Below are 25410 nucleotides of genomic sequence, written 5' to 3'. Positions count from 1 at the left end.
AACCCCGTCAGCAGGTGACGGTGATGTGGTTCGACTCGTGGAACTCCGCGCTGCCGTCAGCACGTTGGCCGTTGATGACGGTCCGGTACTCGTATTCGCCGCTGCCCGCGCAGTTGTAGCGCACCACCGCGGAGCCGCCGGCCCCGACGACGGGCTGGGTGGCCATGTTCTCCCAGCCCCACCAGTGGCCGCGCTGGACGGTCACGTCGGCGCGACCGCTGCACCCGTTGACGAACCAGCCGGAGCCGGTGACTTCACTGAACGCGAGGTAGGTGTCGCCGACGGCCAGGCAGTCCGCGGCGCGGGCGGGCGCGGCGGGCGCGGCCGCACCCGTGGTGAGCGCGATTGCCGCGGCGGTGCAGAGCGCGGCGGCGGCGCGCAGGCGGCGGGTCGCGGGACGGGGCGTGCCGGGGGACGGTCGGCGGAGGCGAAGGACCATGGGGACTCCTTGGTAGGGCATGTGCCGTGGGGCACAGCTACCGGCAAGGAGCCCGGGACGCGGGGATTGTCACCCGATCGCGGTCGTGTCCGCGCCTGCGGACGGCGCAATACGGAAATCGCCGTCGTCGCCGTCGGTCAACTGCCTTCCGGCGGCGCCGGGTCCGCGAGGACCTGCTCGCGGAGGATGTCCGCATGGCCGCAGTGCTGGGTGAACTCGCGGAGGACGTGCAGGTAGACCCAGCGCAGCGGGAGCGGGCCGCGGCGGTTGCCGGGGAGGACGTCGTCCGGCGACAGGTCCGCGGTGGCCCTGCGGGACGCCGCGCAGGCTTCCTCGTGGGCCGACCGGATCGAGGCGATCGTGTCCCCGTCGTCGAGGTCGAACGAGTCCTCGGCGGACTCCGGGATCCCGATCTCGGCCCGCGACCGCCCGGTGACCGCCTCGTCGAACCACACCTTCTCGACGAACGTCGCGTGCTTGACGAGCCCGAGCAGCGTGGTCTTGGAGGGCACCAGCCGCCGCCGGGCCTGCTCCTCCGTCAACCCGTCCAGCGTGGCGCGCAGGGCCGCCCGGTACTCGTCCAGGAACGCCTCGAACTGCGTGCGGATGTCCGCATGGAAGACCGGGGGTTCCAGCGACGGCGTGATGGTCATGAACGCCACCTTAATCGCCGGGGCGGCGGCACCGGACGGACGCCGGGCCGCAGGGCACGCGGATCCGTCAGGCCGGCAGGTTGAGCTGCCAGGAGACGCCGAAGCGGTCGTTGACCCAGCCGAACTTGGCGCTGAAACCGTAGGTGCCGAGGGGCATGAGCTCGCTGCCGCCCTCGGAAAGGGCGGTGTAGAGGCGGTCGAGTTCGGGTTCGTCCCGGCACTGCACGAAGAGGGACATCGCGGGGGTGAACGTGAAGGCGTGCTTGACCGCGCTGTCGATGCACATGAATTCCTGGCCGGCGAGCGCGAACGTGGCGTGCTCGACGGTGCCCTCAGGCCCGGCGCCGCCGGCGCCGTAGCGGTTGACGTCGACGACGGACGCGTCGTCGAACAGGGACAGGTAGAAGGTCATCGCCTCCTCGGCGTTGCCTTGGAACATGAGGAAGGTGGTGATCTTCTGCGAAGCCGTGATCTGCATGGGAAGCCTTGTCGGTGTCGGTGTCGGTGTCGGTGTCGGTGTCGGTGTCGGTGTCGGGTCCGGTGCCCTCGGTACGGATCGGCAACCCCCGCGGCGCCCTTGAGCACGGCGCGCGGACGACGTGAAATAGGAACGCATCGGACCTGTTTCCTGCCTAACGTCGATCTCGACAGCGCAACGCCGCGCAGATCGACGGCACGACGCCATGCAGATCGACGGCGTGCAGACCGAACGGAAGGACCGCTCATGTCCGAGCAGCAGACCAGCGCCGCCCCCGCCGGATACACCACCGTCGCCCCGTGGGTCGTCACCGACGACACCGGCGCGTTCCTCGACTTCGTCGCGCAGGCGTTCGACGGCAAGGAACTCGCGCGGGTGCGGACCGCGGACGGCCTGATCGGGCACGGCGAGATCCGGGTCGGCGACACCGTCGTGCTCGCGTTCGACCGACGCGCGGACTGGCCGGTCATGCCGAGCCTGCTGCGCGTGTTCGTGCCGGACGCGGACGCGGCGTTCGCACAGGCCGCGGCGGCGGGGGCGCAGGTCGTCACGCCGTTGGGCAACGACGCGTTCGGGCAGCGCGGCGGGCGCGTCAAGGACCCGTTCGGGAACATCTGGTGGGTGATGGCCCGCGTCGAGGAGGTGCCCGAGGCGGAGATGTGGGCGCGGCTGCAGCAGCCGGTCTACGCCGAGGCCATGCGCGTCGCGCAGGAGACGCTCGACAGCGAACTGAGCGGCCGGGAGAGCGGCCGCAGCAGCGCCCCGCTGCCGTCGGACGACTGACGGCGGAGCGCGGGCGGGCATGCGCGGCGGCGGCGTTGCCGGGCATGCCCGCCCCCGTCCTCCCCCCTTCCGAGCCCGTCGCATCATCCGATCGGTTGACCCCCGGTTCATCCGTCCTGGCGCGCGGACGCATCCACTCCGGGGACGGGAAGGGGCCGGTTCCGGACCCAGGATCGAGGCACGGCGGAAAACACCGGAAGCCGCAAGGCCGCAGGTGGCCACCGCCGCCCCGTCCGCTCGGGGAGCCGCAGGCGCTCCCCGGGTCCGTGTCGCCGAACCCGGAGTTTCCTCATGAACAAGCTGTCGCGCCGTGCCCGTATCGTCACCGGCTCCGCCGCCCTCGCCGCCGTCGGCATGGGCGCCTTCGGTGCCGTCGCCGTCGCCGCCCCGGAGGACGCCAAGCCCGCCCCGCAGCCGGCCGCGGTCAAGGCGGACGTGAAGACCCCGGACACGTTCCAGACCGATCACCTGACGATCGACGCCGCGTCCAAGGCCGCGCAGGCGACCCTGGACGCCGCGAAGAAGGCGAACCAGCGCGTGTCCGTCGCGGTCGTGGACCGCAACGGCAACACCATCGTCACCCTCCGCGGCGACGGCGCCGGCCCGCAGTCCTACGACGCCGCGCAGAAGAAGGCCTTCACCGCCGTGTCCTGGAACGCCCCGACCTCCACCCTGGTCCAGCGCCTCCCGCAGAACCCGACCCTGAAGGACATCCCCGGCACCCTGTTCCTCGGCGGCGGCGCCCCGGTCACCGCCAAGGGCGGCCCGATCGCGGCCATCGGCGTCGCCGGCGCCCCCAGCGGCGACCAGGACGAGCAGTTCGCCCAGGCCGGCGTCGCGTCCCTCAACCAGTAACCGGACCGGCCCAGACCGGGCCCTACGGCGGCGGGTGCGCGGCGGCATCCCCATCTCCCCGGGGATGCCGCCGCGCGGCACGCCGGGGAGAGTCCGCAGCAGGAGTCGCAAGGGAGCGTTGCCGTGCGGAATCGACAGACAGGACACAGCAATCGCGCCTCGGGGCCGGTCCGCGTCGCGGCCGCGGCCGCGGCGGGCGTCGGCGTGCTGCTCGGCGTCGCGGCGTGCACGGATTCCGGTAGCGCGGGCGACCGACCGCCCGCCTCGGAAAGGAGCACCCCGAGCATGAACGCCGGCAACACCACCGACGCGAGCGCGGCGACCAAGGCCCTGTTCGACGCCGCCCGGAAGAACGACGTCGCGGCCGCCCGCAAGGCGCCGGCCGACGGCGCCGAACTGGAGGCCCGCGCCGAAGCCGCCCGCACGCCGCTGATCCTCGCCACCCGCGCCAACGCGGTCGACGTCGCCCGGCTCCTCCTGGACGCCGGCGCCTCGCCCGACGCCAAGGACTCCCTCGAAGACTCCGCGTTCCTCTACGCCGGAGCCGAGGGCCTCGACGCGATCCTCCAGGCGACCCTCGACCACGGCGCCGACGTCACCAGCACGAACCGCTACGGCGGCACCGCGCTGATCCCCGCCAGTGAGCACGCCCACGTGAGCACCATCAGGATCCTGCTGAAGGCGGGCGTCCCGGTGAACCACGTCAACAACCTGTCGTGGACCGCGCTGCACGAGGCGATCGTGCTCGGCAACGGCTCCGCCGACCACGTCGAGACCGTCCGCCTCCTCATCGAAGGCGGCGCCGACGTCACCATCCCCGACGGCAACGGCATCTCCCCCCGCGAACTGGCCGCCGCCCAGGGCTACGACAAGATCGTCGCGCTCATCGACGGGGCGCGCTGACCGGCCCGCACGGGCGTGGCCGGCACGGCCTCGAACACCCTGGACTGCCCCTTCAGCGTGAAGAAGGCGGGAGTGGTGGCGCCGTGTGTGCTCCGGACCCTTGTTCGCCGCCCGCACCCGAGCCGGCCGACCGTCGAGGGCCGCGCGGCTGCCACGCAAGCGCGCCGTCGGTGTGTCACCGTGGTGTATCAAGCGCAAGGTCTCGGGGCTTCGAGGCGGTCGTGTGATGGGCGAAGCAGGCATTGACTACGAGGCCGTCTACCAGGCTTTGCCCGGGGCGATCGCCCTGCTGACTCCGGACCTGGTGGTCGCGGACGTCAACGAACGCTACGTGGATGTTGCCGGGCGGCGCCGCGAACAGCTGGTGGGAGGACATCTCCTCGAACTCTTTCCCGACAGTCCCCAGGATCCGAGCACCTCCGGTGCCCGGAAACTGGGCGCATCGTTCGGGCGCGTCCTGGAGACGGGCGAACGGGACGTCATGGCCTTGCACCGCTACGACGTCGAGGATCCCGACCGGCCCGGTGTCTTCCATGAGCGCTACTGGAGCACGGTCAACACCCCGGTCAAGAACCCCGGCGGCGACGTGGTGCTCATCGTGCACCGAGTCGAGGAGATCACCGAGCTGATCCGCGCCCGCAAAGGGGCCGGGGCCGGCGGATACCTGGCCGAGGAACGCGCCCGGGTGCTGGAGTCGGAGCTGTACGAGCGGGCCGGCGAGCTTCAGGAGGTCAACGCCAGGTTGCGGCGCGCGTACGCGCGCGAACGCGAGGTCGCGTTGTCGCTTCAGGCGGCGATGCTGCCCGATCCCGGGTCTGTCGCAGACGAGCGGGTGGCTGTGCGCTACCAGCCTGCGGTCGGCTCGCTCAACGTCTGCGGGGACTGGTTCGACGTGTCCGATCTTCCCGGCGACTGCGTGGCGGTCAACGTGGGGGACGTGGTCGGGCACGGCCTGGCCGCGGCATGCGTGATGGGGCAACTTCGCAGTGCCCTCAGCGCCGTGGACCGGATCGCCGACGGACCGGCGCAGGCGTTGGAGGCTCTGGACTTGTACGCACGGTCGGTCGCGGGGGCGGAGTGCGCGGCGGCGGCCTGCGTGACGGCCGATCGCGCCGCACGGACGCTCACCTACAGCGTCGCCGGCATCCTCCCTCCGGCGTTGGTGCGGGCCGACGGCGTCGTCGAGTTCCTCGACCAGGCTACCGAGCCGCCGCTCGGCGCCCTTCCGGAACATGCCTCCCGGGCCCAGGCCATGACCGGGTACCGCAACGGCGCCACGCTGGTGCTGTACACCGACGGACTCGTCGAACGCCGTGAACGCGACATCGACGCAGGCCTGAGCGACCTCGCCGCCGCATTGCGCCGCCACCACACGGACACGCCGGAGGTCTTGGCCGACAAACTCCTCGCCGAGCTTCTGCCTCCCGACGGGGCCACCGACGACACCGCCCTGGTCGTCGTCCGCCTGTGACCACTACGCCTGGACACCACCCGGTATGGCGCGATGGCCCCCCGGGCGAGTGCTTCGACACCGCACGATGAGTGAGCACCGGCGTTCGTCGGCGTCGAACCCGCCGGCCTTGATCCCGCGTCGGTCGGACCCTGCTGCCCTGGTTCGCCGACTCCGTCGCCCCGGGACCGGGAGCGGCCGCGATACCGGCAGCCGGGATACTGGCGCCGTGAGCAACCCCGCTGATTTCGCCCCCTTCCACGTCTTCGACAGCGACCTCCTGCCCGTGACGCCGTGGCGCAACGGGGGCGGTGAGACCCGCGAGGTCGCCGCCGAGCCGTCGGCCGACGGCGGCTTCGCGTGGCGGGCCAGCATCGCGACGATCGCGCAGGACGGGCCGTTCTCCGCCTTCCCGGGCGTCGACCGCACGATCACCCTGCTCGACGGCGCCGGCGTGCACTTGGTCGGCGACGGCCTCGACCACCTGCTCGACCGGATCGGGGAGCCCTTCTCCTTCCCGGGCGACCTCGCGATCGACGCCGCACTGCTGGGCGGAGTCAACCGCGACCTCAACATCATGACCCGGCGCGGCGCATGGGCGGCCTCGGTGCGCACCACCTCGGCGCCCGTGGTCCCCACCCCGGGCCACGCCGGGCTCGTCTACGTCCTGCGTGGCCGCTGGGAATGCGGCCGTGCTCTGGAGCCGGGCCAGGGCGCGTGGTGGACGGCGGACGCGGTCGTCACGTCCGCACTGACCCCACTGACCCCACTGACCCCACTGACCCCACTGACCCCACTGACCTCACTGACCCCATTGACCGACGACGCCCTGGCGATCCGGGCGGACATCCACCCGGTCTGAGCCCGCGCTCTCGTGGGCGACCACCCGGACGTCACTCCAGCAGCAGGGTGTCGCTCGTGGAGCACGGGGCCGACACCGCCGGGGTGAGGAAATCCAGGGGCATCGCCGCCGCGGTCGCCAGGGCGCGGCCCACGGGGTAGCGGCTCGCGGCGGGCGGGAGGGCGCCTGGCCGGCCGCTGAGGATGACGTCCACGCGGCCTGGTTCCCCGGAATCTCCGGGGCGGGCGTCGAGCCTGCGGAGGGTCTGGCGGGCGACGGCTTCGGCGCTGTCGTACAAGGTGGCGGCGGGGAGGCCGCGCATGATCTGGCTGGCGACCAGCGGGTAGTGCGTACAGCCGAGGACGATCGAGCTGCACGCACGCGGTGTCTGCTCGATGGCCGCGGCGACGGCACGGTCGGTCGCGGCGGTGTCGCCGCGGTCGACCGCTTCCGCGAGCCCGGGGCACGCGACAGGGAACACCGGCACACCGTCGGCGTGTTCCGCGATCAGGCGCTTCTGGTAGTCGCTTTCGGTGGTCCGCACGGTGGCCCAGACGGCGACGGGGGCTCCCGCGCCTGCGGCCGGTTTGACGGCCGGGACGGTGCCGATGACCGGGATCCCCGGCTCGAAGTTCGCGCGAAGTGCGTCGATGGCGGTGACCGTGGCGGTGTTGCACGGCACGACAAGAGCCTGCGCTCCGCGCTCGACCGCGATCTCGCCGGCGGCAAGCAGCCGCTCGGTGACGAAGCGCGCCGACTTCGAGCCCCACGGCATGCCGTCCGGGTCGAGCAAAAGGAGCAGATCGGCACTCGGCGCCAGCCGGCGCAGCCAGCCGGCCGTGGGGAGCAGTCCGAGACCGGAATCGATCAAAGCCACCGTCATTCCGCGAACCTAGCAAGAGCACCGCAACCCCATGTGCATCGCCACCAAGTGATGCCGCGAGGATCGACCGTTCCGCTGGACGGTTGGATCACCGCGCGAGACGATGCCGGGCGTCGCGGGGAGCGCGGCGATCGGGTCCCGGGGGTGGGGTCCGCGGCTGAGTCGTGGGGAGACGTGTCGTGGTCGATTCGGTGCAGGCGTTGAGCGGTCGTTTTGTGGATCTGACGGCGGCTCTGCTGCAGGGGCGGGAAGCACAGCCGTCGTCCGGTCAGCCCGGCGGGCTGCGCGACCGGTTCTCCCGAGCGATGACGGGTGCCGGGCTGAAGGTGGACGTGGCCGCGGGGATGCGCGACCTCGTCCTGCGCGGCACGGCGCTCGGTCCGCAAGGCCAGTGGATCGTCGCTGCCGCGAACTCCGGCCTGGCCACGCTCGCGTTCAAGCACCGCAACTACGACGCGGCGCTCAGCCACCTCGGCGGCGCGGTCGCTGCCGGGTACAGCAACTGCGTGGCGTTGAACGACCCGGTCTTCCGCCCCTTCTGGGGCGACCCCCGGTTCACCGCGATCTACGGCCGGATGCGCGTCAGCGAGGCGGACCTCGACGAACTGCTGTGGCTGACCCGGGAAATCCAGGCGATGAGCCGGGAAGCGACGCAGGCGTCCATCGACAACATCGGACGCCACGACACCGGGGTGTCCCTCCTTGCCCAAGCCCCGCTGCCCATCCGGGAACCGCAGACCGCCGGGGTGTTCGTGGCCCGGCTGGAGCTGATCGCCGTGCAGCGGGTGCTCCAGCACCTGGCCATGAACTCGGACATCAACCGCAGTTCCAACAACATCTCGCTGTCGCTCATCGACGACAGCTGGGACGAGCGCCAGGCGCGCCGCGACAGTTGGGAAGCGGACCGCGTCGAGCGTGCGCGGCAGCGCGCCGCCGAGGCCCGCGCGTTCCGGGAACGGCCGGGAGCCGGGCGGGCGTTGATGCCGTGCCCGCCGCTGGGGTCGCTGGTCGTGTAGCCGCGCCGCGGCTTACCTGACTCGGGACCACTGCCCCAAGGCCCGCAGGTCCGCCTCCGCTCGCGCGGCTGCCAGGCGCAGCGGGGGCAGGATCTCGTCGCGCGTCTCGTCCGGCGTACCCCGCGACGCGTGGTGGGCGACGTTGACCGCCGCCACCACATGCCCGTCGGCGTCGCGTACGGGGACGCTCAACGAGCGCAGGCCTTCTTCCAACTCCTGGTCGACTTGGGCGTATCCGTCGGCCGCCGCGCGGTCGACGGCGGACGCGACCTCCGCGGGGGTGGACGCGCTGCGCGGGGTACGCGGTTCGATGCGGACGCGCGACAGGTAGTCGGCCCGCTCGGCGGGCGGGAGGGCGGCCAGCAGGACGCGGCCCATCGAGGCCAGGGCGGCGGGCATGCGCGTGCCGACGGTGATGTCGACGCGCATGATGCGCCGGGTCGGCACGCGGGCGATGTAGCGGATGTCGTCGCCGTCCAGGACCGCCGCGGATGCGGATTCGCCTACTGTGCGCACGAGTTCGGTCAGGTGCGGGAGCAGGACCTCGGGCAGGGCGAGGCCGGCCAGGCGGGCGTAGCCGAGGTCGAGGACGCGCGGTGTCAGGGCGAAACCCTTGCCGTGCGGCTCCGCGTAGCCCAGGTAGTCGAGGGTGATGAGCGACCGCCGTGCCGTGGCGCGCGGGAGTGCCGCGGCGCGGGCGACGTCGGCGAGGGTCATGGGGCCGCGCGTCGTGCCCAGGGCGCACAGGACGTCCAGGCCGCGGGCGAGCGATTGCAGGTATTCCGCGCCGAGTTCGTCCTTGAGCCGCGGATCCGCCGCGGGTGCGTGCGGCCGCGGCGCGGGGCCGGGGGCGTCGGGGCGGATCGCGGCCGCCATCGCGGCGGCGGTGTCGCGGGCGGGGCCGAGGGCGATGTCGGCGAGGGTTGCGGGGGTGTGCCTGCTGGTGTGGCTGACCACGCTGAGCGCGCACACGATCCGCCCGTCGCCGTCGAGGACCGGGACGGCAATCGCGATGAGCCCGGGTTCGATCAGGCCGCTGTCGGTGCTGTGGCCGTGGGTGCGGGCGATGTCGACGCGGTCCGCGAACTCGGCCTCGCTGGAGGCGTGTGCGTCGCGAGGACGGCGCAGCGGAAGAGCCGGGAAGGCGGTGTCGCCCTGCTCCCGGGCGCGTCGGGCGCGCCACGCCTGCCAGTCGGCGTCGGTCCACGCCGCGGCGAAGAGGGCACCGGGTGCGCAGCGTTCCGCGGGGAGGAGGTCGCCGATGCGGAACGCGACGGCCATCGCGCGGCGGCGGGTGGCCTGGACGACGAAACGCACGCCGTCGCCGTCCGGGACGGCCACCGACACCGATTCGTCGAGCCGGTCGGCGAGGGCCTCGGCGTACGGCCGCACGGCCGCGGCGAGCCCCGACGAGGCCAGGTAGGCATTGCCGAGTTCGGCGGCCTGCGGGGTGAGGGCGAGGTCGCGGCCTTCGTGCCGGACGTAGCCGAGCCGGACCAGGGTGGCGGCGATCCGGTCCACCGTCGCCCGGGCGAGCCCGGTGACGCGGGCCAGGTCGCCGGGGCGGGTGCGCGGGTCGGGGTCCACGGCCATCGCGCGCAGGAGCGCGAGCCCGCGTTCGAGGGGGCGGACGGCTTCCGCGGGCGGCTCTCCGTCGGCCGGGGGAGGGCCTTGGGCGGGCTCCGGCTGGGACATGGCGAGGGGCCTCCGGCGACTCGGGCGCGGGAGCCGGCAGCCGGAAGAAGCCGTTGACAGACACCGCACGCACCACCAAACTCTGCGCAGCCACAATTATGCACAAGAGTTCATCAGGCGAACAACATTCCGGATGGACGGGAGAGCGGTCGCCTGGCGACGACATCTGCCCCACCGGTACGCGCTGCGCGCCTGCGCTCGCTCCCGTGGAGGCCGCATGACCACGCGTGACGTCTACATCGCCGACGCCGTCCGCACGCCGATCGGCAAGTACGCCGGTGCCCTGTCCGGCGTCCGCCCCGACGACCTGGCCGCGGGCGTGCTGCGCGCGCTCGTCGACCGCAGCCCGGCGCTCGACCCGGCGCGGATCGACGACGTGTACTTCGGCAACGCCAACGGCGCGGGGGAGGAGAACCGCAACGTCGCGCGCATGGCGGTGCTGCTCGCCGGACTTCCGGTCACCGTGCCCGGCGTGACCGTCAACCGGCTCTGTGCGTCCGGGCTGGAAGCCGTCGTGCAGGCCTACCGTGCGGTTGCCGTCGGGGATGCGTCGATCGCGGTCGCGGGCGGTGTGGAGTCCATGAGCCGCGCGCCGTGGGTGATGGCCAAGCCGGAGCGCGGATTCCCGGCGGGCGCGCAGCAGTTGCACTCCACCACCCTCGGGTGGCGCATGGTCAACCCGCGGATGCCGGGGGAGTGGACCGTGGGGCTGGGCGAGGGCGCGGAGCTGATCGCCGACAAGTACGGCATCACGCGCGAGGCGCAGGACGCGTTCGCATTGGCGAGCCACCGCAAGGCCGCGGCGGCGTGGGCGGCCGGGGTCTACGACGGCGAGGTGGTGCCGGTCGCCGAACTTCCGCGCGACGAGACCATCCGCGAGAACACCTCGATGGAGGCCCTGGGCACGCTCAAGCCCGCGTTCCGGGCCGACGGCTCGGTGACCGCGGGCAACTCGTCACCGCTGAACGACGGCGCAGCGGCCTTGCTGATCGCCGACGAAGCCGGGCTCGCCGCACTCGGGCGCGAACCGCTGGCCCGGATCAGCGCCGGGGCGACGACCGGGCTCGAACCGCAGTACTTCGGGCTCGGCCCGGTGGAGGCCGCGCAGCGGGCGCTGGCCAAGGCCGGCCGAAGCTTCGCCGACCTGCGGACGGTCGAACTCAACGAGGCCTTCGCCGCCCAGGCGCTGGGGTGCTTGGCGGCCTGGCCCGAGCTTGATCCGGCCGTCGTCAACCCGCGCGGCGGCGCCATCGCGCTGGGGCACCCGCTGGGGGCGTCCGGGGCGCGGCTGGCCGGCGCGGTCGCGCATCAGCTGGCCGCGGCCGGGTCGGGGCTGGGAATGGCCACGCTGTGCATCGGCGTGGGGCAGGGGACGGCGCTGCTGCTGGAGAGGTGACGATGCGTCAGGGCCGGTGCGCCGCAGGCAAGGTGGCGATGGCCCGATAAGTCAGGTCTCCTGACGGTGCGGCCGGGTCGTTGCGTAATCTGAGGGCAAAACACCGGTCGGCGCCCGTGTGGCGCGGTGAAGGGACACCCATTGGTTCAGGAACCGGAGAGCGCCGCCGCGGTCGCTCCGGCGCGCGGCCGCGGACGGCCGCCGCGGCTGTCCCGCGAGCAGATCATGGACGCGGCGGTCGCGCTGGTCTACGCCGGCCCGGCGGTGCCCCTGACCGTCAAGCGGGTGGCCGAAGCCGTCGGGTCCGCGCCGATGGCGTTGTACCGGTACTTCCCGGACCGGGACGACCTGCTGCACGCGGTGGCCGACCGGATCTCGGCGGACATGCACTACGACCCGCCGGACGGCTCGACCTGGCAGGACAAGCTGCGCGCCTGGATGCTGGCCAGCATGGAACACCTGCGCCCGTACCCGCAGTTGCTGCCCTACATCGCCTCCACGCGGCAGCCCGCGTGGCTGCCGTCCTTCGTCATGCTCACCGAAGTCCTTGCGCCGTTGGGACTGGACGACGAGGACCTCGCGCTGGCGGTGGCGCTCATCGGCACCACGGTCGTCGGGCAGGCCAACCTCGCGGCGCGGAGAACGCCGGCGGACGAGATGGTCGACATCATGCAGGAGGCCTTGTCCGCCGCGGGCGCCGAGCACCGGGCGCGGGTCGGGGCGGTCCTGACGCGCTTGCCGCAGGCGTTCGAGCGCCTGTACGCCGTGGTGATCGATACGACGATCGCGGCGGTGGAGGAACTGGCCGGGACGGGGACGCGGGCGACCGGGCCCGCAACGCCGTTGTTCGCCCCGCTCACCCCGCTGTCCGCCGAGTCCCCGCTGTCCCCGCTGTTCAGCAGCCCCGGCGCCTGAGCCGCCCGGCCCCTTCCCGCCCGGCGCGCAGCCGGGCGGGAAGGGGCCGGGGACTAGCGGATCCGGATCACTCCTTGCCGCCCACCACGAGGATGCACAGCAGCGAGCAGGCCACCGCCGAAGACGATGCGGTGGTGGTGGGCGCGGTGCCCGCGGGCGAGTTCGCGGCCACGAAGCTCGCCGACGCGGTGTTCTTCACCGGCAGCGCCAGCAGCAGCGAGTCGCAGTAGACCTGGCGGCTGCTCCCGGCGGCCAGGGCGAAGGTGCCGGCGGCTTGTCGGCACGCGGGCACGGTGGCGTCGTTGACGGTCACGGACGCGGCGTCCACCGGGCCCGCGTTGCTGACGGTGATCCGCCAGTGCGCGGTGCCGAGCAGGCCGAGCAGGCCCACCGGACTGTTCTTCGCCCATGGCCCGGGTCCGCCCGGTGCGCAGTCGTGCGGGTTGAGCGACCCGCAGATCTCCTTCTCGACGCTGACCTTGGGCTGGCACGCCGCGCCGGGCGCGACGGCGGTGGTGACGGTGTTGGACGTGAACGTGCCGGTCGGGTCGGTGCCGGTCGCGGTGTTACTGACCGACGTGGCGGTGCAGTTGGCCGTGACGGTGGTTTTGAAGCAGATCTGCGGTGCGTCGCCCTGGTACTCGACGACCAGCGCCGGGTGGTTGCCGTTGTCGAAGTCGCCCGCGGTGGTGAGGACGAGTTGGGCGGTGACGGTGATCGAGGGGTGTGCGGCCGGATCGATGCCGGTCAGGTCGACCGTGCCGTCGGCGGCCAGGCCCGGAGTGGCGATGACGGTGCCGTCCGGGTCGGTGACGGCGGCGCGGGAGGCGGCCATGTCGACGTGCGTCAGGTCCAGGCCGGTCAGCCGGGCCCGCGTGTAGCCCTGGATGTTGCCGCTGCTGCCGTCGCAGTAGAAGTCCGCGGGCTTCAGCGTGACGCTCGCGCCGCTGTGCACGCACGGGCTGGCGCCGGTCGCCGGGTCGAGCGAGAACAGGTAGCCGGCGTCACCGAGGCCGATCAGGCAGCGGGAGGTGGCGTCGTAGGTGTACCCGTAGTCGCGGGTGGCGCCGCCGTTGACACCCGGGTGGGTGGCGGGCAGCGGGAAACCGGCGCAGGGTGCGGCGGTCGTCCAGTCGTGGCAGATCGTCCCGCCGGCCAGGCTGCCGCCCCAGGCGGGGAAGTAGCTGCGCGTCCCGGCGGGGGTGGTGACGGTCTCCGGGCTGAAGGTCAGCGTGCTGCCGGGCAGCGAGTTGAGCGACGTGGGTGCGGCGTGCGCGGAGCCGTCGAGTCCGTAACAGGTCGTCAGGACGTTCGGTCCGCCGGCGGTGCTGGTGCACACGCCGTCCGCCTGCCCGGCGGTGTTGTAGGCGGCGAAGGCGTTGTACGTGTAGTACGCGCTGCTCGGCCCCGCGGTGTGCGGGGTCGTCCAGCCCGCGCAGGTGGTCGCGGTCGCGGTGTCGAAGCAGCCGAGAGCGGGCGGCCCCGAGACCGTGGAACCCCCGCCCTGCGGCGAGGACGAGGCGAACACCCGGCTGCCGACCGTGGTCAGGCCGCCGAGGTAGAGCGCCGCGGGGGTGCCGGGCAGGTCGTGGTTCGCGGCGACGATCGGCGCGAACGGCTGGCCGGCGCACGGCGTGCGGGTGGCCAGCGTCATGCACAGCACCTGGCCGGTGTTGGCGACGCCGTACAGGTTGTCGCCGACCTGGACCAGGCCCGCCAGGTTGTTGGCGCTGCTGGGCGAGCCGCCCATGGTGGCCAGCGGGACGAAGCCGCAGTTGGCGCGCGCGGTCAGGTCCAGGCAGCCGACGCCGACGGCGGACGCGGTGACCGCCGGATAGAGGAGTTGGTCGGGGTTGCCCGGGTCGAGCACGTATTGCGGGGTCAGCGGGCTGCCGATGTTGCCGGTGGCGCCGCTGCCGAGCGGTCCGGGCGTGGTGTTGAGCGGACGCGGCCAGGGGCCGCCCGCGCACGGCTGACCGAGCGTCAGGTTGATGCAGACGACCTGCGGCGCGGTGGGAGCGGCGTGGTGGTAGATGTTCCACGACTCGATCTCGCCGCTCGCGGTCCGGTGCAGGACGGGCGTGAACCCGTCGCCGCCGGTGGGCTGCGGGGTCGGCTTCACCGGGCCGAGGGCCAGGGTCGCGAGGGAGGTGCCGCCGGCCAGGGCCAGCGAGTTCTGGGCGCGCACCGCGGTCGTGGCCGCCCCCGTGTCCGCGGTCCCGAAGGTGGTGCCGTCGGTGGACCAGCCCGCGGTCCAGCCGGGCGGCACCTTCAGCGAGCCGGGCACATAGGTCTGGGCGCTGCCCGCGCCCGCGATCTGGTCGGTGACGGAGGCGGGTGCGGGGGTGTCGCCGGTGGTCGCGTTCCGGTAGCGGACGGTCCAGTCCAGCGTGTCCCCGTGGTCGGCGGTTGCGGCACCCGGGTGGGTGGCGTTTCGGACGCTCTTCTCGAGCGTGGACGTGGTGTCGGCGGCGGCCGGGACGGTGGCGCCCAGGCCGAGCAGCAGCAGACCGATCGTGAGCAGGACGGCCGTGGCTGCGCGCAGCGGGCGGACCGCGGCGGACGGGCGGGTCGAAGTGGGCTGACGGTTCGGAGCGGACGGACGCGGGCTTCTCAGCACAGGTTCTCCACCTCGGATCGACGGACGGACCGACCGGTTGTCAGGTCGGGCCGTGGATCAGGGTAGGGCGGCGAACTGGCAGGAACAGACCCGTTTTTCCCTATTGGTCACATGATGATTGAATACTATTAGTTACCGACCGATCGCCTAGCGTTCTCTTGATGGATCGCGGAAAAACTAATGGATATGAAGCTGTCTATTCATTAGAGTGGCGACGATCCCGCACCGCGCTCCACCGCGAGAAATCGAGGACCGCCATGCCCGCGCTCGCCCTCCCTCAGGTCAGGCATCGCCGTATGGACGTCGACGGCATCGGCGTCTTCTACCGGGAGGCCGGGCCCGCGGACGCGCCCACGCTTCTCCTGCTGCACGGATTCCCGTCCAGCTCCCGGCAGTTCGCGCGGCTCATCGACGCGCTCGGCGGCGACTACCACCTCGTCGCGCCCGACTACCCGGGCTTCGGCCACAGCGACGCGCCGTCCGCCGACGCGTTCGCGTACACCTTCGATGCGCTCGCCGACCTCACCGAGAAGTTCCTCGTCGCGCTCGGGCTCGACCGATTCACCCTCTACGCCTTCGACTTCGGCGGCCCCGTCGGCTTCCGCATCGCGACCCGCCACCCGGAGTGGATCGAAGGGCTCGTCGTCCAGAACGCCAACGCCTACCTCGACGGGCTCTCCGACGCCGCCCGCGAACTCACCGCGCTCAAGCCCGGCGTCCCCGGTGCGGAAGACGCGATCCGCGGCATCCTCACCCCCGAAGTCACCCGCGGCCAGTACGAAGGCGGCACCGCCGACCCGGAACTCGTCGCCCCCGACGGCTGGACCGCCGACCAGCACTTCCTCGACCTGCCCGGCCGCGCCGGCATCCAGATCGCCCTGGGCCTCGACTACCACACGAACGTCGCGCTCTACCCGGACTGGCAGGAGTGGCTGCGCACGCACCGGCCGCCCGCGCTGGTCGTCTGGGGCCGCAACGACCCCTTCTTCCCGGAGCCGGGCGCGCACGCCTACCTGCGCGACCTGCCCGACGCCGAACTCCATGTCCTGGACACCGGGCACTTCGCGCTGGAGGACAAACTCCCCGAGATCGCACCGCTGATCGCCGCGTTCCTCGACGCCCGCCGTTGAAGGTACGGTCTGGAGGCGGACGCCCCGGGCGACGGGGGCGGCGGACCGGACGGGAGGCTGCGGTGGGCGAGGCGCCGCGCGTGCAGGGCGGGCTGCAGGCCGAGATCATGACGGTGCTGTGGCGGATCGGCGCGGGCACCGTGGAGCAGGTCCGCGGCGGACTGCCCGAGGGCTCGGGGAGCGCCTACACGACGGTGCAGACGGTGCTGAACCGGCTCGCCGAGCGGGGCCTGGTCGTGCGGACCCGCGAGCGCAACGTGATCGTCTACCAGCCGGCCATGAGCGAAGCCGAGTACGTCGATTCCGCGCTCGCCGCCACCCTCGACTCGGCGTCGAAGTCCGCGCGCAGGCTGGCGCTGGCGCGGCTGGTCGGGCGCATGGGCGCGGGCGAACTCGACGAGCTGCGGGAGCTGGCCCGCGGGCTCGACAAGGGCGAACCCGGGCCGGCATGAGCGGGTTCGCCGAGCCGGTGCTGCTCTGGCCCGCGGTCGTGGGGCTGGGCGTCGCGGCCCCGCACATGTCCGCGGGCGTTCCGGTTGGACCGTGTCCGTCCGACACCCGGGCCGTGGCGCCGCGGCAGCGGTAGCCCGCCCGCGCGACGCGCGCGGCGGCAGGGCCCGGCTCCGCCGGCTTTCACCCGCTCCTTCACCCGACCGGTTTTGCCGTCGGTGCCGCCGCCGATGGGACGAACTCGGTTGGCGAACAGTGGGGCTGACACGGCCAGAGGACCGCACGGGGCTACACTCGACGCCCGCTCCTACGAATTGTAGGAGCAGGCGTTCGGGGTGCCTTGGCCCCGGCGTCCGCGCCGTTCCGGGAGAGCCACGTGCCGCCACCTGCCGCCGAACCTCCGCCCACGTCGCCGGCCGCGGAGTCGGACTCCGACAAGGTCGAGCCGGGTCTGCCCGGGTTCACGGTGGTGGCGCTGACGGCCGCACTCACCTGGGTGCCGGCCAAGCGGATGGCGGCCGGTTTCCGGAGGCCGGACCGGGCGGGGCTTCCGCAGGAACGCCCGGGGCGCGAGATCCCGTCGGCAGTCCGGTCGGCAAGCCCGTCCGCGACCCGGTCCGCCTCGGAGCCTCCGCAGCCGGCGCCCGAGCCCGCCGCGTCCGAGACGTGACCCGCGTCCGGACCTCGGCGGCGAGCGCGGGCATGCGCGGCATCGCGGCGCTCGCGATCGACTTCAGCGGCACCCTTGCCCGTCCGGGCCCGAATCCGGACGGCACCTGGGTGGCCGACATCGTGGCGTCCCTGCTCGACCGGGACGTGCCGCCCGGTTTCGCGCCGGCCTTCGACGCGGCGATCGCGCGGATCCACCGCGCCGACCACGCCACGGAGCGGCACACGCCGTTCGCCGACGCCATCGCCCAAGCCGCGCGGCGCGGCGGGCTCACGGACCTCGACCCCGCCGCCGCGGCCGAAGCCGTGTTCGCCGCGGTGCCCGATGCGGCCGTCGACGACCGTGCCGCCGACGCCGTGCGTCGGCTGACGCGGCAAGGCTGGCGGTGCGTGCTGGCCTGCAACACCGAACGCTCCGGCCGCGCCCGGGCGCGCACCCTCGACGCGGCGGGTCTGACCGGGTGCTTCGCGGGCAGCGTCCTGTCCGGCGAAGTCGGTTACCGCAAGCCGCATCCGCGGTTCTACGAGGCCGTGGTCACGGCGTGCGGGGTCCCGGCGCCGCACATCCTGTTCGTCGGGGACCACCCGGAGAAGGACGTGCTGGGGCCGCGCCGGCACGGCATGATCGCCCTCCGCGTCGCCCGGCTCGGCAGCCCCGCGTCCACGGCGGGCGGGATGCTCGGGCACCTCGCCGACCTGCCGGACTTCCTGGCGTCGACGGGCGCGTGGCCCCGGCCGGGAGCAGCCGCGGCCGTCCTCAGGCCTTCCCCCGTCCCCACCCGGCCGCCGCGTGCGCGACACTGAAACCGCAGGTCACCGGGCTGTTGCCCGCCTCCGCGATTCCGTTGCCCGCGCCCCCACCAACGGGAGGTACATGTGCCGACACCCCCGCATGGCCACGACGACGTCCATGAGGCCGGCCACGACCACGGCGCCGTCGGACACGACCACGACGCCGGCCGCGGCGACCACGACCACGGCGACCACGACCACGGCGACCATGGCGACCACGGTCACGCCGGGCATTCGCACGGCGTATCCGCCGACGCCGATCGTCGATGGCTGACGGCCGCGCTGTCGCTCATCGCCGTCTTCATGGTCGGCGAAGTCGTCGTCGGTATTGCCGCGTCGTCGCTCGCGCTGCTGTCCGACGCCGCGCACATGCTCACCGACGCGGCGTCGATCGTGCTCGCGCTGATCGCCATGCGCTTGGCCGCCAAGCCCGCGCGCGGCGGTTACACCTACGGGTTGAAACGTGCGGAGATCCTGTCGGCCCAGGCCAACGGCCTGACCCTGGTGCTGCTGGCCCTGTGGCTCGGCTACGAGGCGATCCGGCGCCTGGTCCATCCGCCGGACGTGGAGGGCGGGCTGGTCCTGATCACGGCCCTCGTCGGGATCGCGGTCAACATCGCGGCGGCGTGGTGCATTTCGCGGGCCAACCGGACATCCCTCAACGTCGAAGGCGCCTTCCAGCACATCCTCAACGACCTCTTCGCGTTCGTCGGGACCGCGGTGGCCGGTGCCATCGTGCTGACCACCGGCTTCAGCCGCGCCGACCCCATCGCCACGCTGCTGGTCGTCGTCCTCATGCTCAAGGCCGGCTTCGAACTGATCCGCGCATCCGGGCGGATCTTCCTCGAGGCCGCCCCCACGGGCGTCGACCCGGACCAGGTCGGCGACCGCATGGCCGCGGCCGACCAGGTCGTCGAGGTGCACGACCTGCACATTTGGCAGATCACCACCGGGCAGCCCGCCCTGTCCGCGCACGTGCTGGTGACGCCCGGCGGAGACTGCCACGCGGTGCGGCGGGCCATGCAGCGCGACCTCAAGACGGCGTACGGCATCACCCACGCCACCTTGCAGGTCGACCACCTCGGCGAAGACACCGACGAGGGGCTGCTGCAGATCGGCACCCCGCCCCGCGCCGACGCGCACGGCCGCCACGGCGACGCCGAGGACGCGCATGGCCCGGTCCACCGCCCGGGCCCGCACGAGCACTGACCTCAGGTCCTCGCACTGTCCCGCCGTCCCCGAAACGGCGGGGGAGAGTCAGGAACCCCCGGTGGCGACGCGGTCGGAGTTGCCGCGGAGGACGCAGAATTCGTTGCCTTCGGGGTCGGCGAGGACGGCCCAGCCCGTGCCGTCGGGGTTGCGGTGGTCGGCGACGAAGGTGGCGCCGAGGGCGAGCAGGCGGGCCACCTCGTCGTCGCGTGTGGTCTCGGGGCGCAGGCACAGGTGGATGCGGTTCTTGACGGTCTTGGGTTCGGGGACCTGGTTGAAGTACAGCGACGGGCCCTCCGCGAGCGGCACCTGCGTCTCGCGGTCGCCCGGCCGGCTGCCCGGGTCGAGCGGACGGCCGGTCACCCGGCTCCAGAACCGGGCCAGTTCGTAGGCATCCGCACAGTCGATCGCCACGTTCTGCACTACCGAGACCATGCGGGCGAGCTTGGCCGATGTCCCGAACCGGCGCAAACGCAGCACGGCGAGGCGGTCGGCGTACCCGACGCCGGGTCGCGGGCACCCACGACTTTCGACGGAGTCGCCGCGGGACGCCCTCGGGTAGCGTCCGGTCGGTGATCGACATGTGGGGTGGGAAGAGCGGAGGGCGTGCCGCCCGGGGTACGCCGCCGGGTGACCGCAAGCGGTGGGGCAGTGGGGTGCAGGGCGACGTCGCGGCGTGGGTCCTGGTCGCCGCGTCGGTGCTGTCGGTGAATCCGCCGCACCCGTTCCTCACCGTGCGGCTGGCGGTCATGCTCGCCGTGGTGGCCGTGGCCGGAGGCCTGTCGCGGGTGTGGCCCGCCGCGTCGCTGGCGATCGGCGTCGGGCTCGCCCAGGCGGACGGGCGCTACTACGGCGTGGTCGCGCTCGTGGCGTTCCTGGCCGCGCTCCGCACCGGGCGGATCAGGCCGCTTGCCTGGTCGCCGGCGTTGGCGGTGCCCGCGGTGTTCGTGGGCGGTGCGGCCGAAGGCGCCTGGTCGTTGGGGGCGCTGGTCGCCGAGTTGGCGGCGAGCGCCGCGCTGCCGTGGCTGCTCGGCCGCAACCTGCGGCAGCGCCGGCTCCTCGCCGCGGCGGGCTGGGAGCGCGCCCGCCACCTGGAGCGCGAGCACGAGATGCTCGCGGACCGCGCCCGGCTGCGCGAACGGGCCCGGATCGCCCAGGACATGCACGACTCGCTCGGCCACGAGCTGAGCCTCCTGGCGTTGCGCGCGGCCGTCCTCGAAGTCGACCCGGAACTGGGCGAAGAACAGCGTGCCAAGGCCGCGGACGTGCGCGAGGGAGCCGCGGCCGCGACGGACCGGCTGCACGAGATCATCGGCGTGCTGCGCTCGGATGCCGAGCCGGAGGGGGAGTTCGCGGCGGCGCCCGGCGCGTCCACGGCGGCGGGCCCGGCGCCCGTCGAACCGGTGCACCAGACCCTCGGCGACCTGGTCGAACGGGCCCGCACGTCCGGCATGGCCGTGGTGCTGGAGCTGTCCGGTAGGCCGCCGGACTCTCCGGCGCTGTCGCTCGCCGTGCAGCGCGTCGTCCGGGAGGCGCTCACCAACGCCGCCAAGCACGCCCCCGGAGCGGCCGTGACGGTATCGGCCGTGTACGCCGCCGGCACCGCCGAAGTCCGGGTGGTCAACGGCCCGCCGGGCGAGCCCGCGGTGCCCGCCGGGGCGGCCGCACGCGCGGGGTCCGCCGCCGACCGGGCCGGCTCCCCGTTCCGCCCGCGGCCCCGGGCCCGGAGTACGAAACGGCACACCGTGCCGGGGAGCCGGATGGGGCTGATCGGCCTGCGCGAACGCGTCCGGCTGGCGGGCGGCACGTTCGAGGCGGCCCCCAGCGGAGGCGGCTTCGCCGTGGTCGCCCGCTTCGCCTACCCGGCCGCCGCCGGTCCCGGAAAGGACGTCCGATGACTGCTCCCGTGCGCGTGCTCCTCGCCGAGGACGAGCCGTTGATCCGGGCCGGTGTGCGCGCCGTCCTGGCCGCCGACCCCGGCATCGAGATCGTCGCCGAGGCCGCGGACGGCGCGGAGGCGGTGGAACTCGCCCGCCGGCACCGCCCCGACGTCGCGGTCCTCGACATCCGCATGCCGCGGCTCGACGGCTTGGCCGCGACCGCCGAGATCCGGCGGCTGCTGCCCGAGGTCGCCGTGGTGATCCTCACGACGTTCGGCGAGGACGCCTACATCAGCCGGGCCGTCGACGGCGGCGCGACCGGCTTCCTGCTGAAGTCCGGCGACCCGCGCGAGCTGGTCGCGGGGATCCGGGCCGCGGCCGAAGGAGCCGCGTACCTGTCCCCGCGGGTGGCGAAGCGCGTGCTGGACGCGATGGGCCGCACCGTGCGTGCCTCGAAGGCGGCGGACCGGGTCGCGGTCCTCACCGCGCGCGAACGCGACGTCCTCACCCTGGTCGGCGAAGGCATGTCCAACGCGGACATCGCCAACCGGCTCGGCCTCGTGGAAGGCACCGTGAAGACCCACGTCAGCGCGATCCTGACCCGCCTCGGCGTCCGGAACCGGGTGCAGGCGGCCATCCTCGCGTACGAGGCGGGGATGGTCGGCTGACGCCGGTCTCCCCGGGCACGTGGCCCGGGGAGCCGGCGCCGGCACCGGCGCGGCCGCGGCGCGCGGCCGGGCCCCGGCTCAGACGTCCCGCCGCCGCACCGCCGCGTAGCCCGCGGCCTGCGCGGCGAGCGCCCAGGCCGCCAGCACCCCGGCCGCGACCGCCCGCGAGAACGGCGGGTCGTCCCGGCCCAACAGGACGTATCCGGCGCCGCCCGGCAGGAAGTTCCACACGCCCGTCGTGAACATCATCGGCAAGGCCAGCAGCAGCACGATCACCACGCTGAGCGTGCCGACCGCGCTGCGCACAAATGCGGCCATGCCGACCGTGAAGACCGCGGACAGCACCAAGTAGCCGCCGATCGACACGACTCCCGTGCCGACGCCGCCGCCCGTGCCGTACTCGCCGAGCGTGGCGTCGCCCGCCGCCACGCCCAGCAAGGCCATGACCAGGGCCAGGGGCAGGGTGGCCCCGGCGACCGCGGCCGTCTTGGCCAGCAGGACGCGGCCCCGCTTCGGGTCGGCCGCGAAGGTGCTCCGGATCGCGCCGGTGGCGAACTCCGTGGTGACCGCCATCATCGCGAAGGCGATCAGCCCGAACTGCGCGATCATCGCCGCGTTCGCGGCGGGCTCGGTGACCGCCATGGAGGTGGCTCCGTCGGTGTCCCGGCCTTCCGCCACGTCACCGGCGAAGTCGCTGCCCATGATGGCCGCGCACCCGCCCATCAGCAGGACGGCCGCACCCAGCGACCACCACGTGGACCGCACCGTCCACAGCTTGAACCACTCGGACGAGAGGGTGGCGCGCATGCCGGTCATCGGGTGCCTCCGTACTGCACGGCTTCGGCGGTCAGTTCCATGTAGGCGTCCTCCAGCGACGCCTGGGCGGGGCTCAGCTCGTACAGCAGCACGCCGAGCCGGTGCGCGCACCGGCCCACGTCTTCGAGCGACGCGCCGACGACCGCCAGCCGGTCGCCCTCGTCGCGGACCCGGGCGCCTCCGTCCGCCAACGCCTCGGCGAGAAGCCGCAGTTCCGGTCCGCGCACGGTCACGCCCGCGCCGTGCGCGCCTGCCAGCACGTCGGCCAGCGGCGCGTCGGCGAGCAGCCGGCCGCGGCCGATCACCACGAGCTGGTCCGCGGTGACCTGCATTTCGCTCATGAGGTGACTGGACACGAACACCGTCCGGCCCTCGGCCGCCAGCGACCGGATGAGCCCCCGGACCCACAGCACCCCGTCGGGGTCGAGTCCGTTGACCGGTTCGTCGAAGACGAGCACGCCGGGGTCGCCGATCAGCGCCGCGGCGATGCCCAGCCGCTGCCCCATGCCCAGGGAGAACGTCCCGGCCCGGCGGCCCGCGGCCTCGGTCAGGCCGACCACGTCGAGCACTTCGTCCACCCGGCGGACCGGGATCCGGTGCGTGCGGGCCAGGGCGCGCAGGTGGTTGCGTGCGGAGCGCCCCGGGTGCAGGGCCTTGGCGTCCAGCAGGGCACCGACTTCGCGCAGCGGATCGCGCAGCTCCGCGTACGGTCGGCCGGCCACGAGCGCCCGCCCCGAGGTGGGGCGGTCGAGTCCCATGACCATCCGCATCGTCGTGGACTTCCCCGCGCCGTTGGGCCCGAGGAAGCCGGTGACCTGCCCGGGCCGGACGACCAGGCTCAGATCGTCGACGGCGACCGCGTCCCGGAACCGCTTGCCGACTCGTTCCAATGTGATCATGCCCCGACGCTACGAACGGCCGTGGGCCCGGCACATCTCCCGAACGTCGCCGGAGACTCTGTCTTTCGACAGAGGGCGGGCGGCGGTCCTACGGCCGCCGCCCGCCCCCGGCCGTCACACGAACCGCGAGCTGCGCACCGGCCCGGCGGACGCCACACGGTCGCGCGGGCCGACGGCCCCGGCGTCGCGGCCGCCGTTGCCTCCGCTGCGGTTGCGGGGGCCGGGGGAGCGGGTGAAGGTGGCCGGATGGAGCCGGTGACGGATGCACTCGAGGAGATCTGCCGCCGTTTGGCCGGCGTGGCGGACGGCGCGGTCGCCGACTACATCCCCCAGCTCGCCCTCGCCGACCCCGCGGCGTTCGGCTTGGCGCTCGTGAGCATGGACGGGCACCGCTACCAGGCCGGCGACGCGCACACCCCGTTCACCATCCAGTCGGTGTCCAAGCCGTTCGTGTACGCGCTGGCCCTCGCCGACCTCGGGCCCGATGCCGTGGCGGCCCGGGTGGGTGCCGAGCCCAGCGGCGAGGCTTTCAACGCCATCAGCCTGGAGCCCGGCACCGGCCGCCCCGCGAACCCGATGGTCAACGCCGGGGCGATCGTGGCCACCTCGCTCGTGCGCGGCGCGGACGCGGGCGAGCGCTTCGAGCGCATCCGCGCCTGCCTGTCGGCGTTCGCGGGCCGTGCGCTGGACGTGGACGAAGAGGTGTACGCCTCCGAAGCCGCCACCGGCGACCGCAACCGGGCCCTGGCCTACCTCATGCGCGCCGCGGGCGCCCTCGACGGCGACGTCGGCGAGGAGGTGGACACCTACTTCCGGCAGTGCTCCGTCCGGGTGACCGCATGCGACCTCGCGGCCATGGCCGCGACCCTCGCGCACGGCGGCGCCAACCCCGTGACCGGCGAGCAGGTGGTCACCGAGGACGTGGCCACCCGCGTCATGGCGGTCATGGCCACCTGCGGCATGTACGACCGCGCCGGCACCTGGCTCCTCGACGTCGGGCTCCCCGCCAAGAGCGGCGTCGCGGGCGGGCTCATCGCCGTGAGCCCGGCGCGGTTCGGCATCGCGGTCTACAGCCCGCCGCTGGACGAGGCGGGCAACCCGGTGCGCGGCGTGCGCGCACTCACCGAGGTCTCCCGCCGTTTCGGCCTGCACATGATGCGCCCGGCCGGACGGCACGCCGTCACGGTGACCGAGGCCACCACGGGACGCAAGGCGGGCGCGGCCTGGTCCGAACGGGTCCGCGGCCCGGAGGAGGACGAGCGGCTCGCGGCCGAAGGCCACCGCATCGTGCTCGTCGCGGCGCAGGGCGGCCTGGAGTTCACCGAAACCGAGCAGATCCTGCACGCCGTCGACATCCGGGTGCCCGAGCAGCCGGGCTGGATCGTCCTGGACCTGACCCGGGTCACCGCCATCGCGCAGGGCTCCGCGATGATGCTCGGCGCGGCGCTGGCCGCGTTCGCCCGCCAAGGCCACCACATCGTCATCGCCGCACAGCGCGACTTCCCCGCACCGGTGCCCGACACTCCGAGCTGGCACACGTTCCCGAACCGGGAGGCCGCGCTCGCCTGGAGCGAGGAGCAACTCCTACAGGAGACCGCGCACTTCCGGGATGCCTGACGAATGTCCCGAGAGACCGTGCGCGAAGTGCGCTTGCGGAAACGGCGCCGAGGCAGCCGGTCCGGTCGGCTGGCCGCGGCGCCGTTCTCCGGTCGGGTGCCGAGGCGCTGTTAGACTCCCCGCCATGGCAGCCAACTTCTTCATTCGGATCCGCCGCGCGTAAGCGGCGGGCCGGATTCCGGCGGCAGTAAGCCGCCTCCTTTCGTGTTCTGGGCTCCGCCGCCGCCGTGATTTCCGCCGGTGCGGCTCCTTGGTGTGTTCTTCCCGGTGATCGGCTTGTCCACCGATCCCCGGTCGGCTGACCTTGTCCTCAGTCGACCGTGTGCCACGCTCGCTGCCCGGCTCCGCCCCTC

25 protein-coding genes are annotated in these 25410 nt (G+C 73.4%); 16 read left to right on the top strand and 9 right to left on the bottom strand.

Going from position 1 to position 25410, the window contains the following annotated elements:
* Nucleotides 1–7: 7 nt before the first annotated feature.
* From ABEA93_RS29065 to ABEA93_RS29055, 3 genes are all read right to left on the bottom strand, one after another.
* Complete coding sequence (locus ABEA93_RS29065) at nucleotides 8–439, bottom strand: hypothetical protein (protein WP_345678796.1); 432 nt, start codon at nucleotides 437–439, stop codon at nucleotides 8–10.
* A gap of 137 nt (nucleotides 440–576) precedes the next feature.
* On the bottom strand, nucleotides 577–1092 hold the full coding sequence (locus tag ABEA93_RS29060) for a DinB family protein (RefSeq protein ID WP_345678795.1): 516 nt from the start codon (nucleotides 1090–1092) through the stop codon (nucleotides 577–579).
* Between the two features lie 67 nt (nucleotides 1093–1159).
* Complete coding sequence (locus tag ABEA93_RS29055) at nucleotides 1160–1570, bottom strand: VOC family protein (protein WP_345678794.1); 411 nt, start codon at nucleotides 1568–1570, stop codon at nucleotides 1160–1162.
* A gap of 246 nt (nucleotides 1571–1816) precedes the next feature.
* Between ABEA93_RS29055 and ABEA93_RS29050 the strand changes: the two genes are divergently transcribed.
* The 5 genes from ABEA93_RS29050 to ABEA93_RS29030 all read left to right on the top strand — a co-directional run bounded on the left by ABEA93_RS29050 (nucleotide 1817) and on the right by ABEA93_RS29030 (nucleotide 6423).
* The gene (locus ABEA93_RS29050) at nucleotides 1817–2353 is read left to right on the top strand and encodes a VOC family protein (RefSeq protein ID WP_345678793.1); all 537 of its coding nucleotides are present in this window, start codon (nucleotides 1817–1819) and stop codon (nucleotides 2351–2353) included.
* 291 nt (nucleotides 2354–2644) lie between these two features.
* Nucleotides 2645–3208 carry a GlcG/HbpS family heme-binding protein gene (locus ABEA93_RS29045; protein ID WP_345678792.1) on the top strand — a complete coding sequence of 188 codons (564 nt, stop codon included), beginning with the start codon at nucleotides 2645–2647 and terminating at the stop codon, nucleotides 3206–3208.
* A 285-nt stretch (nucleotides 3209–3493) separates the two neighbouring features.
* Entirely contained in the window at nucleotides 3494–4111 is a 618-nt protein-coding gene (locus ABEA93_RS29040) for an ankyrin repeat domain-containing protein (protein WP_345678791.1), read from the top strand.
* A gap of 226 nt (nucleotides 4112–4337) precedes the next feature.
* Nucleotides 4338–5582, top strand: a complete 1245-nt coding sequence (locus ABEA93_RS29035; protein ID WP_345678790.1) for a PP2C family protein-serine/threonine phosphatase — start codon at nucleotides 4338–4340, stop codon at nucleotides 5580–5582.
* Between the two features lie 208 nt (nucleotides 5583–5790).
* Nucleotides 5791–6423 (top strand): HutD/Ves family protein, encoded by a 633-nt coding sequence (locus tag ABEA93_RS29030; protein WP_345678789.1) that lies wholly within the window; start codon nucleotides 5791–5793, stop codon nucleotides 6421–6423.
* Between the two features lie 31 nt (nucleotides 6424–6454).
* On the opposite strand, the gene ABEA93_RS29025 is transcribed toward ABEA93_RS29030, so the two are convergent.
* Nucleotides 6455–7285, bottom strand: coding sequence for a glutamate racemase (locus tag ABEA93_RS29025; protein ID WP_345678788.1), 831 nt, complete (start codon nucleotides 7283–7285; stop codon nucleotides 6455–6457).
* Nucleotides 7286–7464: 179 nt separating this feature from the next.
* Between ABEA93_RS29025 and ABEA93_RS29020 the strand changes: the two genes are divergently transcribed.
* Nucleotides 7465–8301 carry a hypothetical protein gene (locus tag ABEA93_RS29020; protein WP_345678787.1) on the top strand — a complete coding sequence of 279 codons (837 nt, stop codon included), beginning with the start codon at nucleotides 7465–7467 and terminating at the stop codon, nucleotides 8299–8301.
* A gap of 12 nt (nucleotides 8302–8313) precedes the next feature.
* Here ABEA93_RS29020 and ABEA93_RS29015 read toward each other — a convergent pair whose 3' ends face one another.
* Nucleotides 8314–9996: an IclR family transcriptional regulator domain-containing protein gene (locus ABEA93_RS29015; protein WP_345678786.1), complete on the bottom strand. Its 1683-nt coding sequence runs from the start codon at nucleotides 9994–9996 to the stop codon at nucleotides 8314–8316.
* A 217-nt stretch (nucleotides 9997–10213) separates the two neighbouring features.
* Here ABEA93_RS29015 and ABEA93_RS29010 point away from each other — a divergent pair, with 217 nt between their 5' ends.
* Nucleotides 10214–11392, top strand: a complete 1179-nt coding sequence (locus ABEA93_RS29010) for a thiolase family protein (RefSeq protein ID WP_345678785.1) — start codon at nucleotides 10214–10216, stop codon at nucleotides 11390–11392.
* 141 nt (nucleotides 11393–11533) lie between these two features.
* A complete protein-coding gene (locus ABEA93_RS29005; protein WP_345678784.1) occupies nucleotides 11534–12307 on the top strand; it encodes a TetR/AcrR family transcriptional regulator in 774 nt (257 codons plus the stop codon).
* 67 nt (nucleotides 12308–12374) lie between these two features.
* On the opposite strand, the gene ABEA93_RS29000 is transcribed toward ABEA93_RS29005, so the two are convergent.
* Nucleotides 12375–14927, bottom strand: a complete 2553-nt coding sequence (locus ABEA93_RS29000) for a DUF7617 domain-containing protein (protein WP_345678783.1) — start codon at nucleotides 14925–14927, stop codon at nucleotides 12375–12377.
* Between the two features lie 257 nt (nucleotides 14928–15184).
* Between ABEA93_RS29000 and ABEA93_RS28995 the strand changes: the two genes are divergently transcribed.
* From ABEA93_RS28995 to ABEA93_RS28975, 5 genes are all read left to right on the top strand, one after another.
* Nucleotides 15185–16057: an alpha/beta fold hydrolase gene (locus tag ABEA93_RS28995; protein WP_345678782.1), complete on the top strand. Its 873-nt coding sequence runs from the start codon at nucleotides 15185–15187 to the stop codon at nucleotides 16055–16057.
* A gap of 62 nt (nucleotides 16058–16119) precedes the next feature.
* Nucleotides 16120–16509, top strand: coding sequence for a BlaI/MecI/CopY family transcriptional regulator (locus tag ABEA93_RS28990; protein ID WP_345678781.1), 390 nt, complete (start codon nucleotides 16120–16122; stop codon nucleotides 16507–16509).
* Between the two features lie 374 nt (nucleotides 16510–16883).
* Nucleotides 16884–17177: a hypothetical protein gene (locus ABEA93_RS28985; protein WP_345678780.1), complete on the top strand. Its 294-nt coding sequence runs from the start codon at nucleotides 16884–16886 to the stop codon at nucleotides 17175–17177.
* The gene (locus ABEA93_RS28980) at nucleotides 17174–17980 is read left to right on the top strand and encodes an HAD family hydrolase (RefSeq protein ID WP_345678779.1); all 807 of its coding nucleotides are present in this window, start codon (nucleotides 17174–17176) and stop codon (nucleotides 17978–17980) included. Before ABEA93_RS28985 ends, ABEA93_RS28980 begins: the two co-directional genes overlap by 4 nt.
* Before the next feature lie 72 nt (nucleotides 17981–18052).
* On the top strand, nucleotides 18053–19177 hold the full coding sequence (locus ABEA93_RS28975; RefSeq protein WP_345678778.1) for a cation diffusion facilitator family transporter: 1125 nt from the start codon (nucleotides 18053–18055) through the stop codon (nucleotides 19175–19177).
* 48 nt (nucleotides 19178–19225) lie between these two features.
* Here ABEA93_RS28975 and ABEA93_RS28970 read toward each other — a convergent pair whose 3' ends face one another.
* A complete protein-coding gene (locus ABEA93_RS28970) occupies nucleotides 19226–19612 on the bottom strand; it encodes a VOC family protein (RefSeq protein WP_345678826.1) in 387 nt (128 codons plus the stop codon).
* 146 nt (nucleotides 19613–19758) lie between these two features.
* Here ABEA93_RS28970 and ABEA93_RS28965 point away from each other — a divergent pair, with 146 nt between their 5' ends.
* Nucleotides 19759–21075 carry a sensor histidine kinase gene (locus ABEA93_RS28965; RefSeq protein WP_345678825.1) on the top strand — a complete coding sequence of 439 codons (1317 nt, stop codon included), beginning with the start codon at nucleotides 19759–19761 and terminating at the stop codon, nucleotides 21073–21075.
* Nucleotides 21072–21725: a response regulator gene (locus ABEA93_RS28960; protein ID WP_345678777.1), complete on the top strand. Its 654-nt coding sequence runs from the start codon at nucleotides 21072–21074 to the stop codon at nucleotides 21723–21725. The genes ABEA93_RS28965 and ABEA93_RS28960 overlap by 4 nt, the downstream gene beginning before the upstream one ends.
* 78 nt (nucleotides 21726–21803) lie before the next feature.
* On the opposite strand, the gene ABEA93_RS28955 is transcribed toward ABEA93_RS28960, so the two are convergent.
* Nucleotides 21804–22541 carry a hypothetical protein gene (locus ABEA93_RS28955; RefSeq protein ID WP_345678776.1) on the bottom strand — a complete coding sequence of 246 codons (738 nt, stop codon included), beginning with the start codon at nucleotides 22539–22541 and terminating at the stop codon, nucleotides 21804–21806.
* Nucleotides 22538–23440, bottom strand: coding sequence for an ATP-binding cassette domain-containing protein (locus ABEA93_RS28950; RefSeq protein ID WP_345678775.1), 903 nt, complete (start codon nucleotides 23438–23440; stop codon nucleotides 22538–22540). The genes ABEA93_RS28955 and ABEA93_RS28950 overlap by 4 nt, the downstream gene beginning before the upstream one ends.
* 246 nt (nucleotides 23441–23686) lie before the next feature.
* Between ABEA93_RS28950 and glsA the strand changes: the two genes are divergently transcribed.
* The gene (glsA, locus tag ABEA93_RS28945) at nucleotides 23687–25057 is read left to right on the top strand and encodes a glutaminase A (protein ID WP_345678774.1); all 1371 of its coding nucleotides are present in this window, start codon (nucleotides 23687–23689) and stop codon (nucleotides 25055–25057) included.
* Nucleotides 25058–25410 lie beyond the last annotated feature (353 nt).

This window comes from Yinghuangia aomiensis (genome assembly GCF_039542225.1).
Lineage (GTDB): Bacteria > Actinomycetota > Actinomycetes > Streptomycetales > Streptomycetaceae > Yinghuangia > Yinghuangia aomiensis.
Note: the sequence above shows the minus strand (reverse complement) of the source record. Positions and strands in the feature narration are given on the sequence as shown.

What these genes read in the sequence shown, in the direction of transcription:
- ABEA93_RS29065 (WP_345678796.1), bottom strand. Translation starts at nt 439, where the DNA reads ATGGTCCTTCGCCTCCGCCGACCGTCCCCCGGCACGCCCCGTCCCGCG.
- ABEA93_RS29060 (WP_345678795.1), bottom strand. Translation starts at nt 1,092, where the DNA reads ATGACCATCACGCCGTCGCTGGAACCCCCGGTCTTCCATGCGGACATC.
- ABEA93_RS29055 (WP_345678794.1), bottom strand. Translation starts at nt 1,570, where the DNA reads ATGCAGATCACGGCTTCGCAGAAGATCACCACCTTCCTCATGTTCCAA.
- ABEA93_RS29050 (WP_345678793.1), top strand. Translation starts at nt 1,817, where the DNA reads ATGTCCGAGCAGCAGACCAGCGCCGCCCCCGCCGGATACACCACCGTC.
- ABEA93_RS29045 (WP_345678792.1), top strand. Translation starts at nt 2,645, where the DNA reads ATGAACAAGCTGTCGCGCCGTGCCCGTATCGTCACCGGCTCCGCCGCC.
- ABEA93_RS29040 (WP_345678791.1), top strand. Translation starts at nt 3,494, where the DNA reads ATGAACGCCGGCAACACCACCGACGCGAGCGCGGCGACCAAGGCCCTG.
- ABEA93_RS29035 (WP_345678790.1), top strand. Translation starts at nt 4,338, where the DNA reads ATGGGCGAAGCAGGCATTGACTACGAGGCCGTCTACCAGGCTTTGCCC.
- ABEA93_RS29025 (WP_345678788.1), bottom strand. Translation starts at nt 7,285, where the DNA reads ATGACGGTGGCTTTGATCGATTCCGGTCTCGGACTGCTCCCCACGGCC.
- ABEA93_RS29015 (WP_345678786.1), bottom strand. Translation starts at nt 9,996, where the DNA reads ATGTCCCAGCCGGAGCCCGCCCAAGGCCCTCCCCCGGCCGACGGAGAG.
- ABEA93_RS29010 (WP_345678785.1), top strand. Translation starts at nt 10,214, where the DNA reads ATGACCACGCGTGACGTCTACATCGCCGACGCCGTCCGCACGCCGATC.
- ABEA93_RS28995 (WP_345678782.1), top strand. Translation starts at nt 15,185, where the DNA reads ATGCCCGCGCTCGCCCTCCCTCAGGTCAGGCATCGCCGTATGGACGTC.
- ABEA93_RS28970 (WP_345678826.1), bottom strand. Translation starts at nt 19,612, where the DNA reads ATGGTCTCGGTAGTGCAGAACGTGGCGATCGACTGTGCGGATGCCTAC.
- ABEA93_RS28965 (WP_345678825.1), top strand. Translation starts at nt 19,759, where the DNA reads ATGTGGGGTGGGAAGAGCGGAGGGCGTGCCGCCCGGGGTACGCCGCCG.
- ABEA93_RS28960 (WP_345678777.1), top strand. Translation starts at nt 21,072, where the DNA reads ATGACTGCTCCCGTGCGCGTGCTCCTCGCCGAGGACGAGCCGTTGATC.
- ABEA93_RS28955 (WP_345678776.1), bottom strand. Translation starts at nt 22,541, where the DNA reads ATGACCGGCATGCGCGCCACCCTCTCGTCCGAGTGGTTCAAGCTGTGG.
- ABEA93_RS28950 (WP_345678775.1), bottom strand. Translation starts at nt 23,440, where the DNA reads ATGATCACATTGGAACGAGTCGGCAAGCGGTTCCGGGACGCGGTCGCC.
- glsA (WP_345678774.1), top strand. Translation starts at nt 23,687, where the DNA reads ATGGAGCCGGTGACGGATGCACTCGAGGAGATCTGCCGCCGTTTGGCC.